Source organism: Bowmanella pacifica (genome assembly GCF_014645355.1).
GTDB classification, from domain to species: Bacteria; Pseudomonadota; Gammaproteobacteria; order Enterobacterales; family Alteromonadaceae; genus Bowmanella; species Bowmanella pacifica.
This window is the reverse complement of sequence record NZ_BMLS01000001.1, coordinates 1394786-1408125: the sequence shown is the minus strand read 5'-3', so window position 1 is coordinate 1408125 and position 13340 is coordinate 1394786. Positions and strand designations below refer to the sequence as shown.

The following is a 13340-nucleotide window of genomic DNA, read 5'->3' as shown; positions in this document are numbered from 1 at the left end:
TTAGATCATTATCCCCAGATCTCCCCGCCCAAGATCAGATCGCCCGATCAGCCTTTTCCAGACACAGATCTAAGGATCTTACTCAGGATCAACTCATAGTTTATTCACAGAGAAGGCACAGGAATAAAGGGATTGTGGATAAGATCCATAGGTTAACTGTGATCAACCTTTGATCAATGCAAGAATAACTTTAGCCATAAAACCAGCTGTGGATAAGATCGCATTTTGATCCCAGCTTATACAGGATAGATCAAGGATTACCCACACCTAAACTATAAGCCTATACTGTTGATTAATAAGATTAAAAATCGCTTATCCAAAGGATCCTGCCACACTAAATATAATAAAAATAAATAAAGAGATCAGAATAGATCCTTTCTTTTCTTATCCGGATCAGTGGATCACACCGATCCCTTGCTCGAATTTTAATCGTTCCGTTTAGGCAGGAAAATCTATAGAATATGCACCCCCAATTTTGGCAGGTCAGAGTGAAAGATGTTTTACACAGAAAAGTTTGATGTGATCGTCATAGGTGGTGGTCATGCAGGCACAGAAGCGGCATTAGCATCAGCCAGAATGGGTATGAAAACCCTGTTACTGACCCATAACATCGATACGCTGGGACAGATGTCATGTAATCCTGCGATTGGTGGAATTGGTAAAGGCCACCTGGTTAAAGAGATCGATGCCTTAGGCGGTGCCATGGCATTGGCTGCGGATCTTGGCGGGATCCAATTCAGAACACTGAATTCAAGTAAGGGGCCTGCGGTACGCGCAACCAGAGCTCAGGCTGACCGTAGCCTGTACAAGGCGGCTATTCGCAACATACTAGAACAACAACCTAATCTGACCTTGTTCCAACAATCTTGTGAAGATCTGATCGTTGAGAACGATCAAGTCACTGGCGTAGTTACTCAGATGGGACTGAAATTCCAGGCTAACGCCGTAGTGCTGACTGTAGGCACATTTTTGGGCGGTATTATCCATATTGGTTTGCAGAACTATCAGGGAGGCAGGGCCGGGGATCCGCCGTCTAATGCATTAGCACAACGTTTGAGAGCCTTACCATTCAGAGTTGGCCGTTTAAAAACAGGCACGCCTGCGCGCTTAGATGCCAGAACCTTAGACTTTTCAGCTATGCAGGAACAACCTGGCGATGATCCACTGCCGGTATTTTCCTATTTGGGTAAGATCCAGGATCACCCCAGACAGATCCCTTGCTATATCACTCATACCAATGAGCGAACCCATGAGATCATTCGTGAAAACCTGCATCAATCACCTATGTACGCTGGAGTTATTGAGGGTATTGGGCCGAGATATTGCCCGTCCATTGAAGATAAAATCGTACGATTTGCGGATAAGACGTCTCACCAGATCTTTGTTGAACCAGAGGGGTTAAATAGCATTGAGATTTACCCCAATGGTATTTCCACCAGTTTACCTTTTGATGTTCAATGGCAGCTTGTACGCTCCATTAAGGGGTTTGAGAACGCTCATATTGTTCGCCCCGGTTACGCTATTGAATATGACTTTTTTGATCCCCGGGATCTCAAGCAGTCACTGGAAACTAAGTATATTCGAGGTTTGTTCTTTGCCGGGCAAATTAACGGTACTACGGGCTATGAAGAAGCGGGCGCACAAGGACTTATTGCTGGCATGAATGCGGCACTACAGGTTCAGGGCAAAGAATGCTGGACACCCCGTCGTGATGAAGCCTATGTAGGTGTTTTGATCGATGATCTGGCGACTATGGGAACCCAGGAACCCTACCGTATGTTTACCAGTCGTGCCGAGTATCGATTATTACTGCGTGAAGACAATGCGGATTTACGATTAACCGCCAAAGGCCGCGAATTGGGGCTGGTGGATGATGTTCGTTGGGCTGCTTTTAACACCAAGGTGGAAGCGATAGAGACGGAAAGGCAGCGTCTGCGTAGCCAGTGGATACATCCTGGTCACGCCGCCGTGGAAGCGCTAAATCTTAAGCTGAAAAATCCAGTGTCCAGAGAACATTCTCTGGAAGAACTGGTTCGCCGCCCGGAAGTAACTTACGCCGAGTTGATGAAAATCAGCGATCTTGGTCCGGGTCTAGAGGATCCTCAGGCTGCGGAACAAGTAGAAATTCAAATTAAGTACGCTGGCTACATAGAACGTCAGAAAGATGAAATCGAGCGTACGCAGCGCAACGAGAATACTCTGTTGCCCATTGATCTGGATTACTCCGTTATTTCTGGTTTATCCAACGAAGTGGTAGCCAAGCTTGAGTCTGCTCGACCGGAAACTGTTGGTAAGGCATCTAGGATCTCTGGGATCACACCTGCGGCTATTTCCTTGCTACTGGTACATTTGAAAAAGCAGGGATTGTTGAAAAAAATGGATAAAGAATCTGCCTGATGATGCAAATTGATAGTGAATTATTGACCTGTTTACAGGCCTATCTGGTCAAGATGGGCTTGTCTGTTGAGCAAGCAAAAGTTGAAAAATTAGTGGCTTTTGTTCAGTTGATGGATAAATGGAACAAGGCCTATAACCTGACTTCGGTGCGGGATCCCAAAGAAATGCTGATCAAGCATATTGTCGATTCCATCGTGATTACACCGCACCTGACCGGCCGACACTATATCGATGTAGGTACAGGACCTGGTTTACCCGGTATCCCTCTAGCCATCATGTTGCCAGATACCCAGTTTGTGCTGCTAGACAGTTTGGGCAAACGCATACGCTTTATCAAACAGGTTACCCATGAACTTGGTTTGCCTAATGTTCAGGCGGTTCAAAGTCGTGTGGAAGAGTTTCATCAGCATGTACCCTATGACGGTGTGCTGAGCCGTGCTTTCGCATCCATAAAAGATATGTTGCACTGGTGCCAGCATCTGGTAGATTCTCAAGGGACTTTTTTGGCCCTCAAGGGCCAGTTTCCAGCCGAAGAAATGGACGAAATTCCCGCGAACTTTAAGGTCTGCGAGGTCGTCAAGCTGGATGTACCTGGTCTGGATGCACAGAGACATCTGGTCAAGATCCAGAAAATCTAACTGAACGTGGGGAAGACTGTCTTGGGTAAGGTTATTGCCATTGCAAATCAAAAGGGCGGTGTAGGCAAAACGACCACTGCGGTGAATGTTGCCGCATCCATGGCGGCAACCCGGCGTAAGGTATTATTGATTGACCTTGATCCGCAGGGTAATGCGACCATGGGCAGTGGCGTCGACAAGTTTGATGTCGACGCAACATGCTATGAGTTGTTGATTGAAGAAAAGCCGATTGATGACGTCATAATCAAAGAAACGTCCGGTAAGTATCATCTGATTGCTGCCAATGGTGATGTGACTGCGGCTGAAATTAAGCTGATGGAACAATTTGCTCGTGAAGTCAGATTGCGTAATGCCCTCAAGCCGGTCCGCGACTATTACGATTATATTTTCATCGATTGTCCCCCTTCCCTAAACCAACTTACGGTCAATGCCATGGCGGCGGCAGATTCAGTATTGGTTCCCATGCAATGCGAATACTACGCGTTGGAAGGGCTAACGGCACTGATGGATACTATTCGCAAACTGGCCTCTGTGGTGAATCCGGATCTGAAAATCGAGGGTGTGCTACGTACCATGTATGACCCACGTAACCGTTTGGCGAATGATGTGTCAGAGCAGTTAAAACGCCACTTCGGTGAGCAGGTGTACCGTACTGTTATTCCCCGCAATGTGCGTTTGGCAGAAGCGCCGAGTTTTGGTGCACCTGCCATGTATTATGAAAAATCTTCTGCTGGTGCCAAAGCCTATCTGGCATTGGCTGGCGAAATTTTACGGCGACGCGACAGAGAATCCACTGTAGCCAAAGCCGGTTAATCCGTTAGAATTCGCCGACAGAGCAAACCAAGAACTTTTGAGGATCCCATGTCGAGCAAGAAACGAGGACTAGGCCGAGGCCTTGATGCGTTACTGGCTACCAGTAACCAGCATGTCAAACAGGAAAGCGACCTAGAACAGCTCGAAAAAAGTGGTGAATTGCAAAAGTTACCCATAGAGTTTTTGCAGCCCGGCAAATATCAGCCCCGCAAGGATATGTCACCTGAAGCCTTGGAAGATCTTGCTTCGTCGATCCGTTCGCAAGGCATTATTCAGCCCATTGTTGTTCGCAAAGTGGCAGAACAAAAGTACGAAATTATCGCCGGTGAGCGCCGCTGGCGCGCTTCGCAGATGGCACAACTGGCTGAGATTCCGTGCTTGGTTAAAGACGTGCCAGATGAAGCGGCCGTTGCTATTGCGCTGATAGAGAATATTCAGCGTGAAGACCTTAATGCCATGGAAGAAGCTCAGGCGCTGCAGCGTTTGCTCAATGAATTTGAGCTGACCCATCAGGAAGTGGCGGATGCTGTGGGTAAATCCCGCGCTAGTGTTACCAACCTGTTACGCCTAAACAATCTTAACGACGACGTTAAATTGTTGCTTGAATACGGTGATATTGAGATGGGCCATGCTCGTGCTCTGCTCAGCCTTGAAGGAGAGCAACAGGTTGACGCAGCCCGTACTGTAGTGGGTAAAGGCATGACAGTGCGTGATGCTGAAAAACTAGTGCGTAAACTGTTAGAGCCCGAGCCGGTTAAAGCGCCGAAGCAGGCCGATCCGGATATTAAGCGCCTGGAAAACCTCTTGGCTGAGAACCTTGGCGCCGCCGTTTCCATTAACCATAACCGTAAAGGCAAAGGTAAGCTGGTCATCAGTTACACCAGCCTCGATGAGTTAGATGGTATCCTCGTTCGCTTAAAAAACGAAACCGATTGATTTCGCCAATTTAGCGACTATCGACTTTAGCCGCATACCTCGGCTTGTAGTTGCAAATTGAAGGTAAACCAGTATACTTCCGCAGGTTTTTTTGGGCCCTGACACACTAGCCCACAGGGGATATCACAGTGGCTGATTGGTCCGCCAGAGAAATTAGGAAATCAGCATATTTAGCGATTGGATTTCAGGCCATGGTAGCTGTGCTACTTGCCTTGCTAAGTTACATGCTGTGGGGTGAATTAACCGCTAAGTCCCTGCTTAAGGGAGGTTTGGTAGCCGTGGTCCCCAATTTAGTATTTGCGTATCTGGCATTCCGGCATCTGGCGTCGGATGGGGTTGAACGCGCAAAAGCTCTCTTGTTAGGAGGGCATACGATAAAAATTATTTTAACCATTGTGTTGTGTGCGCTGGTTCTTTCCCAGCCATCTTTACAACCAGGCGCATTTATAGCAGGGTTTGTTATTACCCTGCTGGCACAGTGGACAGCACCGTTTTTCTTTAAACTTTAAACAATTAGGATGAAACATGGCTGCAGGTGAAGAACTTACCTTATCCAGCCATATTCAGCACCACCTTACTAATGCCAAAGTTTGTACCACCGAAGCTGGGGTCAGCTTTAATAAGGCATGTAGTGAGGCTGGGTTCTGGACATGGCATATTGATACTCTGGCTTGGTCTATCGGACTGGGTTTAATCTTCTTATGGTTGTTCCGAAGTACCGCCAAAAAGGCGACTTCCGGAGTACCTGGAAAGTTTCAATGCTTCGTTGAGATTGTGATCGACTTCGTCGCCAGCAATGTCAAGGACACCTATCATGGCAAGAGCAAGCTGATTGCCCCACTTGCCCTGACTATTTTTATCTGGGTGTTCCTGATGAACTTGATGGACTTGGTACCGGTTGACTTCCTTCCTGCTTTTGCTGGCGTGGTAGGTGAGACCGTATTCAATGTACCGGCTGAAAAAGTCTACATGAAGATTGTACCTACCACAGATATCAATATGACAGCCGCGCTGGCGCTGGGCGTGTTTCTGCTGATGATCGGCTACAGCATCCGTATTAAAGGTGTCAGTGGCTTTATCAAGGAACTGACACTGCACCCGTTCAGCACGAATAACACAGTGTTACAGATTATCCTGATCCCTTTTAACCTGCTGCTGGAGCTTATTGCCCTGATAGCTAAGCCTTTCTCTCTGGCTTTGCGTCTGTTCGGTAACCTGTATGCGGGGGAAATGATCTTTATTTTGATCGGTGCAATTGGTTTGCTGCAGTTGCCCCTGCATTTTGTGTGGGCGGTATTCCATATACTGGTCATTGTTCTACAAGCGTTTGTATTTATGATGCTGACCATTGTTTATCTAAGCATGGCCAGTTCTGACAATCACTAATTTCGATAACTTAAACTTAACCTTTGATAATTGGAGAAAAAAATGGAAATCGCAGTTGCAATTAAACTTATCGCTGTCGCTCTGTTGATTGGTTTCGGTGCCATCGGTACTGCACTGGGTTTTGGTAATATGGGTGGCAAGTTCCTGGAAGCTTGTGCTCGTCAGCCTGAGTTGGCTCCTTCCCTGCAGGTGAAAATGTTCATCCTGGCCGGCCTGATCGATGCGGTAGCCATGATCGGTGTAGGTATCGCCATGTACATGTTGTTCGCGATCTAAAGTGACCTGGCTGGCTATTTACACGAACAACTGTCAACTAAGGAGGAGCGGTCGTGAATCTTAACGCCACTCTACTCGGAGAACTTATCGCTTTTGCCGTATTCGTGCTGTTCTGCATGAAGTTCGTGTGGCCGCCGATTATGTCGGCCATCGAAGAGCGTCAAAAGAAAATTGCTGATGGCTTGGCTGCGTCTGATCGCGCCGAAAAAGATCTGCACCTGGCTCAGGAAAAAGCCAAAGAGCAGTTGATTGAAGCCAAACAGCAAGCTGCAGAAATTATCGAGCAGGCCAAACGTCGTGCCGGGAGTATCGTTGAAAGCGAAACTCAGCGTGCACACGAAGAGCGTGACAAAATTATCTCAGCTGGTCAGGTAGAAGTTGAAGCTGAGCGCAACCGTGCCAAAGAAGAGCTGCGTAAGCAAGTTTCTACTCTGGCAGTATTGGGTGCTGAGCGGATCCTGGCTCGCGAAATTGATGCACAAGCGCACAGCGATATTGTTGAAAAACTGGTCGCTGAACTTTAAGGGGGGCTTATGTCTGAACTGACAAATATTGCTCGCCCTTATGCAAGAGCCGCATTCAATTTTGCAGTCGAAAATCAGGCTGTAGACAAATGGCAGCAAATGCTGTCATTTGCCGCTGCGGTCGCCAACGATGAGACTGTGAAGCAACTGCTGAGCAGTGCAATGGCAGCTAACCAGCTTTCTGAAATCTTTATTAAGGTTTGTCAGGAAGAGTTAGACCAACCGGCGCAAAATCTCATCAAGGTGATGGCTGAAAATGGTCGTCTCAAGGCGTTGCCTGAGGTGTTGGAATTTTTCGCTCAACTCAGAGCTGAGTACGAGAAGGAAGTCTCTGTACAGATTACTTCTGCTACTGAACTGAGTCAGGAAAAAATCGCCACGCTCAGCGCGTCGCTTGAAAAGCGTCTTGCACGAAAAGTTAAGCTGAATTGTAACGTGGATCCTGCATTAGTTGCCGGCGTGGTTATTAAAGCCGGCGATACTGTTATCGATGGTTCCATCAGAAGCAAATTGAACCGTCTCGCAGACGCGTTACAAGCATAACGGGGAAAGAGTATGCAACTGAATTCCACTGAAATTGCAGAACTGATCAAAAAGCGAATTGAGCAGTTTGATGTAGTAAGTGAAGCACGTAATGAAGGTACTATCGTTGGCGTTACCGACGGTATTATCCGCATTCATGGCCTTGCAGACGTAATGCAAGGCGAAATGATCGAGCTTCCTGGTAATCGCTATGCTATCGCCCTGAACCTGGAACGTGATTCCGTTGGTGCGGTAGTGATGGGCCCTTACGCTGACCTGCAGGAAGGCGTAAAAGTTAAATCTACCGGTCGTATCTTGGAAGTACCTGTTGGCCGTGCCCTGTTGGGTCGTGTTGTTAACACGCTAGGTGCGCCTATCGACGGTAAAGGTGCTATCGATGCTGATGGTTTTGAACCTGTTGAAAAAATAGCCCCTGGCGTAATCGAGCGTCAGTCGGTTGATCAACCTGTTCAGATTGGTTACAAGTCTATCGATGCCATGATCCCTGTTGGTCGTGGTCAGCGTGAGCTGATCATCGGTGACCGTCAGACCGGTAAAACCGCGCTAGCCGTTGATGCCATCATCAACCAGAAAGGCACGGGTATTAAGTGTGTTTACGTTGCTGTAGGCCAGAAGGCTTCTACTATTGCCAACGTGGTACGTAAGCTGGAAGAGCATGGTGCAATGGAACACACTATCGTGGTTGCTGCCTCTGCATCTGAATCAGCCGCTCTGCAGTACCTGGCACCTTTTGCCGGTTGTACTATGGGTGAATACTTCCGTGACCGTGGCGAAGATGCCCTGATTATTTACGATGACCTGTCTAAGCAGGCCGTTGCTTATCGTCAGATCTCTTTGTTGCTGCGTCGTCCGCCAGGCCGTGAAGCTTATCCTGGTGACGTTTTCTATCTGCACTCCCGTTTGCTGGAGCGTGCTGCACGTGTTAACGCCGTGTACGTAGAGAACTTCACTAAGGGTGAAGTGAAAGGTAAGACAGGTTCATTGACCGCTCTGCCTATCATTGAAACTCAAGCTGGTGACGTATCTGCATTCGTACCGACCAACGTAATCTCTATTACAGATGGTCAGATCTTCCTGGAAACCAACCTGTTTAACGCTGGTATTCGTCCTGCTGTTAACGCCGGTATCTCGGTTTCTCGTGTAGGTGGTGCAGCGCAGACCAAGATCGTTAAGAAGCTGGGTGGCGGTATCCGTCTGGCGCTGGCTCAGTATCGTGAATTGGCGGCCTTCTCTCAGTTTGCCTCTGATCTGGATGACGCAACGCGTGCCCAGTTGGAGCACGGTGAGCGTGTAACCGAACTGATGAAGCAGAAGCAATACAGCCCGCTGAACGTAGCGAAAATGGCTGTGTCTCTGTTTGCCGTTGAAAAAGGCTATCTGAAAGATGTTGAGCTGAATAAAGTCCTGGACTTTGAAGCTGCTCTGCATGCCTTTATGGGTAGCGAATACGCCGAGCTCATGAACACTATCAATAGCACGGGTAACTACAACGACGAGATCGAAGCAACCTTGAAAGAAGCGTTAAGCAAGTTCAAGGATACGCAGACTTGGTAATAACTGGATGCGCTTAGGCGCATCCATCGTTGAGTAATCGGGAGAGTGTCATGGCCGGTGGTAAAGAGATAAAAGGTAAGATCGGGAGTATCAAGAATACTCAGAAGATCACCAGCGCTATGGAAATGGTTGCCGCCTCCAAAATGAAGAAGGCGCAAGACCGTATGGCTTCCAGCCGTCCATACGCTGACAACATGCGAAGCGTGATTGGTCACCTTGCCAACGCTAACCTTGAATACCGTCATCCCTATTTGGAAGAGCGTGATGTCAAGGCCGTAGGTTACATCGTTATCTCTACCGACCGTGGTTTGTGTGGTGGCTTGAACACCAACGAATTCAAGGCGGTAGTGAAAGATGCTAAAGAGTGGCAGCAAAAAGGTGCACAAGTGCATTTTGCTGCACTTGGCTCTAAAGCCTGCGGCTTTTTCAACCGTTTTGGCGGTAAGGTAATGGCAGCGGAATCGGGAATCGGTGATGCGCCTAGTGTTAAAGACGTGATTGGCCTGGTTAAGGTCATGCTTAGCGCCTTTGACAAAGGTGAGATCGATCGTCTGTATCTGGTATACAACAACTTTGTAAATACCATGACGCAGGCCCCTGTGATCAGTCAATTGCTACCTTTGCCCAAGTCTGACGACAAAGCATACAAGCACCGTTGGGATTACCTGTACGAGCCGGATCCAAAGCCAATTTTGGATATGTTGTTGGTTCGCTATGTGGAATCTCAGGTATATCAGGGTGTAGTTGAAAACGCCGCCTCTGAGCAGGCAGCGCGAATGGTTGCAATGAAAGCCGCGACAGATAACGCGGGCAGCCTGATTGACGAACTACAACTGATCTACAACAAGGCCCGTCAGGCAGCGATTACGCAGGAAATCAGCGAAATCGTTAGCGGCGCCGCGGCTGTGTAGGCAAAGGTTTAAAAATCAAGAGGACAAATTATGAGTCAAGGTAAGGTCGTCCAGATAATCGGTGCCGTTGTGGATATTGAATTTCCACAGTCCGGGGTGCCAAAGGTTTACGACGCACTGAAAGTTACCTCTGGTGACTTGAGCGGGTTGACGCTGGAAGTTCAGCAGCAGCTCGGTGGCGGCGTGGTCCGTACTATCGCTTTGGGTACCACTGACGGTTTGCGTCGTGGCCTGCAAGTAGAAAACACTGGTGCACCTATTTCCGTGCCTGTAGGTAAAGCTACGCTGGGCCGGATCATGGATGTACTGGGTAATCCTATCGATGAGGCAGGTCCTATCGGTGAGGAAGAGAAATGGTCTATCCACCGTGAAGCGCCAAGCTATGAAGATCAATCCAGCGCGGTTGAACTTCTGGAAACCGGCATCAAGGTAATCGACCTGGTATGCCCTTTCGCCAAGGGTGGTAAAGTTGGTCTGTTCGGTGGTGCCGGTGTAGGTAAAACCGTAAACATGATGGAACTGATCCGTAACATCGCTATCGAGCACAGTGGTTACTCTGTATTCGCCGGTGTTGGTGAGCGTACCCGTGAAGGTAACGACTTCTATCACGAGATGAATGACTCCAACGTATTGGACAAAGTATCTCTGGTATACGGCCAGATGAACGAGCCACCGGGTAACCGTTTGCGCGTAGCTCTGACCGGTCTGACCATGGCGGAAAAATTCCGTGATGAAGGTCGTGACGTACTGTTCTTCGTAGATAACATCTACCGTTACACCCTGGCCGGTACCGAAGTATCAGCACTTCTGGGTCGTATGCCTTCTGCTGTAGGTTATCAGCCTACCCTGGCAGAAGAGATGGGTGTACTGCAGGAGCGTATCACTTCAACTAAGACTGGCTCTATCACCTCTATCCAGGCCGTATACGTACCTGCGGATGACCTGACTGACCCTTCTCCAGCCACTACCTTCGCTCACTTGGATGCGACAGTAGTACTGAGCCGTGATATCGCTGCTTTGGGTATCTACCCTGCGGTTGACCCACTGGATTCCACTTCTCGTCAGTTGGATCCGCTGGTTATCGGTCAGGAGCACTATGACACTGCACGTGGTGTACAGTCAGTACTGCAGCGTTATAAAGAGCTGAAAGACATCATTGCCATTCTGGGTATGGATGAGCTGTCAGAAGAAGATAAGCAAGTGGTCAGCCGCGCACGTAAGATTCAGCGCTTCCTGTCCCAGCCGTTCTTCGTTGCTGAAGTATTTACCGGTTCTCCTGGTAAGTATGTTGCACTGAAAGACACCATCAGTGGCTTTAAAGGCATTTTGGAAGGTGAGTATGACCACCTGCCAGAGCAAGCCTTCTACATGGTGGGTTCCATTGAGGAAGCCATCGAGAAAGCCAAAGGCATGTAAGGGCGTGCCGCCGGCTGGTTCGGCGGTACATTAGTTATCCGTAAGGAGGTGAAATGGCTGCTATGACTGTACATCTCGAAGTGGTGAGCGCTGAAGACAAGATCTTCTCCGGACGCGTTGAAACCATTCAGGTGACGGGCAGCGAAGGTGAGCTGGGTATTTGCCCTGGTCACGCTCCGCTACTGACTACCCTTAAGCCTGGTATGGTGCGGCTGGTTAAACAGCATGGGCATGAAGAGTTGATTTATATCGCCGGTGGCGTATTAGAAGTTCAGCCTGACAATGTCACAGTGTTAGCCGACGTAGCTGTTCGAGCCGCAGATCTGGACGAACAGGCTGCCTTAGAGGCTAAGCGCCGTGCTGAAGAGCATATTGCCAACCCAAGTAGCGATCTTAATTACGCTGAAGCGGCGGCAGAATTGGCAGAAGCCATTGCGCAGTTGCGACTGATTAAGAATATGCGCAAATAAGTTTCCGTCAGGAAGCCGACTAAAAACCCGTCTTATGACGGGTTTTTTTATGCCTGTCGGCATAAATACCTGCATTGTTCGAAAACGAACATCATCGCTTGGTATCGAACATTATCCCCCTTAGTTAGCATGCTGGAACTTAATTAACTATATGAAAATTATGGTTTATTTAGTTTGGCATGCAATTTTCATTATGTTCCACGTGCAACAATGACGTGGAGTGGCGGCGTGCAAATCAATCTAGATAAGAAAAAGTCCCGCAAAACATGGTACCTGACGGTCGTCGCCAGCGTGCTCCTGGGAGGCGCTGTGTTGAGTTTGAGCCAGGAAGACGTACTCAGTGTTTCGAGCCAGGATATAGACCTGCTGGCGGTGCAAGAGGGCCATATGAAGCTATACAGTCAGGCCTTTGGGGAGTTTTTTTCGGCTGAAGAGAGATTGTTAACCTCTCAGACTATGGGCAAGGTTGCGGCCATTTATCATCGCCCAGGAGCCAGTGTTAAAGCAGACACCCCTATCTTGATGCTGGCTAACCCAGAGTTAGAGCAAGAAGTCAGCCACCAGCAAGGGGAACTGCTTCGCCAGCAAGCGGCTCTGGCTTCTTTTGGGTTGGAGCAAAGCAGCGCCAGGCTTGATTTTGAAGGTCAAGTAGCGGATATCGCCGCTGCCTTGGAAGAAGCCGAATTGGAGTTGTCGGTGCTGATTGAGCTCGAGGAACGCGGCGTATCTGCGAGCCTGGACATTAAGCGTGCAGAGTTAGATGCAAAATTGCAGCGCCGCCGGTTGGACTTTGAGAAGCAAAAGTTAACCAAATTTACCGAAATGCAGGCGTTGCAGTTAACTCAGCGTCAGATAGAGGTACAACAGCAAGAACAAAGGGTGGCGTTGCTAAACCGACAACTGGAAGATTTGCAAATCAGGGCGGGTATTGAAGGTACGCTGCAAAGCCTGGATGTAGAGCTTGGTCAGAATGTGCCCCAAGGCGCCTCGCTGGGTAAGGTGGGAAGCGACAGTAAGTTGTTGGCCAGACTGCGTGTGCCTCAGCATCAGGCCGATCAAATTCAGCTGGGTGCCGATGTATTGATTAACACACGCAAGGGCGAGGTCCGTGGTCAGATAAATCGTGTGGAGTCCATTGTGACTAACGGCACGGTATTGGCCGAAGTGAGTTTGACGGGGGTACTACCAGCCGATGCCCGCCCTGCTTTGTCGGTGACGGGACACATCTTTTTACAGGCGATTGACCATGCACTGTATGTGAATCAAGCCCCAGGGCTTAGGCCAAGAAGCCAGCTACAGCGTTTTGTGATGACTCAGGATGGGAAAGCGGAACAGCGCACTATCGAACTGGGGGATATCAGTCAGGGACGGTTGCAGGTGCTGTCAGGCATAAGAGCGAATGAACAGATTATTGCTCAGATGCCACAGCAGTGGGCCGCCTACCAAAAAATTCAGATTGACGATAAAGGATAACCA

At 48.7% G+C, this 13340-nt stretch carries 14 protein-coding genes; all 14 read left to right on the top strand.

Going from position 1 to position 13340, the window contains the following annotated elements; all coding sequences use genetic code 11:
- Positions 1–495: 495 nt before the first annotated feature.
- Complete coding sequence (mnmG, locus tag IEX02_RS05885; protein WP_188691550.1) at positions 496–2397, top strand: tRNA uridine-5-carboxymethylaminomethyl(34) synthesis enzyme MnmG; 1902 nt, start codon at positions 496–498, stop codon at positions 2395–2397.
- 2 nt (positions 2398–2399) lie between these two features.
- Positions 2400–3035 (top strand): 16S rRNA (guanine(527)-N(7))-methyltransferase RsmG, encoded by a 636-nt coding sequence (gene rsmG / locus IEX02_RS05880; protein WP_188691856.1) that lies wholly within the window; start codon positions 2400–2402, stop codon positions 3033–3035.
- A gap of 21 nt (positions 3036–3056) precedes the next feature.
- Positions 3057–3848: a ParA family protein gene (locus IEX02_RS05875; protein ID WP_188691549.1), complete on the top strand. Its 792-nt coding sequence runs from the start codon at positions 3057–3059 to the stop codon at positions 3846–3848.
- 48 nt (positions 3849–3896) lie between these two features.
- Positions 3897–4784 carry a ParB/RepB/Spo0J family partition protein gene (locus IEX02_RS05870; protein WP_188691546.1) on the top strand — a complete coding sequence of 296 codons (888 nt, stop codon included), beginning with the start codon at positions 3897–3899 and terminating at the stop codon, positions 4782–4784.
- A 128-nt stretch (positions 4785–4912) separates the two neighbouring features.
- Positions 4913–5293 (top strand): ATP synthase subunit I, encoded by a 381-nt coding sequence (locus IEX02_RS05865; protein WP_188691544.1) that lies wholly within the window; start codon positions 4913–4915, stop codon positions 5291–5293.
- A 16-nt stretch (positions 5294–5309) separates the two neighbouring features.
- Positions 5310–6170, top strand: a complete 861-nt coding sequence (gene atpB / locus IEX02_RS05860) for a F0F1 ATP synthase subunit A (protein ID WP_188691541.1) — start codon at positions 5310–5312, stop codon at positions 6168–6170.
- A gap of 42 nt (positions 6171–6212) precedes the next feature.
- Positions 6213–6446 carry a F0F1 ATP synthase subunit C gene (gene atpE, locus IEX02_RS05855; RefSeq protein ID WP_188691538.1) on the top strand — a complete coding sequence of 78 codons (234 nt, stop codon included), beginning with the start codon at positions 6213–6215 and terminating at the stop codon, positions 6444–6446.
- Positions 6447–6499: 53 nt separating this feature from the next.
- The gene (atpF, locus tag IEX02_RS05850; RefSeq protein ID WP_188691534.1) at positions 6500–6970 is read left to right on the top strand and encodes a F0F1 ATP synthase subunit B; all 471 of its coding nucleotides are present in this window, start codon (positions 6500–6502) and stop codon (positions 6968–6970) included.
- A gap of 9 nt (positions 6971–6979) precedes the next feature.
- Positions 6980–7513, top strand: a complete 534-nt coding sequence (gene atpH / locus IEX02_RS05845; protein WP_188691531.1) for a F0F1 ATP synthase subunit delta — start codon at positions 6980–6982, stop codon at positions 7511–7513.
- A 12-nt stretch (positions 7514–7525) separates the two neighbouring features.
- Positions 7526–9067: a F0F1 ATP synthase subunit alpha gene (gene atpA, locus IEX02_RS05840; RefSeq protein ID WP_188691526.1), complete on the top strand. Its 1542-nt coding sequence runs from the start codon at positions 7526–7528 to the stop codon at positions 9065–9067.
- Between the two features lie 50 nt (positions 9068–9117).
- Entirely contained in the window at positions 9118–9978 is an 861-nt protein-coding gene (gene atpG, locus IEX02_RS05835; RefSeq protein ID WP_188691524.1) for a F0F1 ATP synthase subunit gamma, read from the top strand.
- A 30-nt stretch (positions 9979–10008) separates the two neighbouring features.
- The gene (atpD, locus tag IEX02_RS05830) at positions 10009–11394 is read left to right on the top strand and encodes a F0F1 ATP synthase subunit beta (RefSeq protein ID WP_188691521.1); all 1386 of its coding nucleotides are present in this window, start codon (positions 10009–10011) and stop codon (positions 11392–11394) included.
- 53 nt (positions 11395–11447) lie between these two features.
- The gene (locus IEX02_RS05825; RefSeq protein ID WP_188691519.1) at positions 11448–11864 is read left to right on the top strand and encodes a F0F1 ATP synthase subunit epsilon; all 417 of its coding nucleotides are present in this window, start codon (positions 11448–11450) and stop codon (positions 11862–11864) included.
- Positions 11865–12092: 228 nt separating this feature from the next.
- Positions 12093–13337, top strand: a complete 1245-nt coding sequence (locus IEX02_RS05820) for an efflux RND transporter periplasmic adaptor subunit (RefSeq protein ID WP_188691516.1) — start codon at positions 12093–12095, stop codon at positions 13335–13337.
- Positions 13338–13340 lie beyond the last annotated feature (3 nt).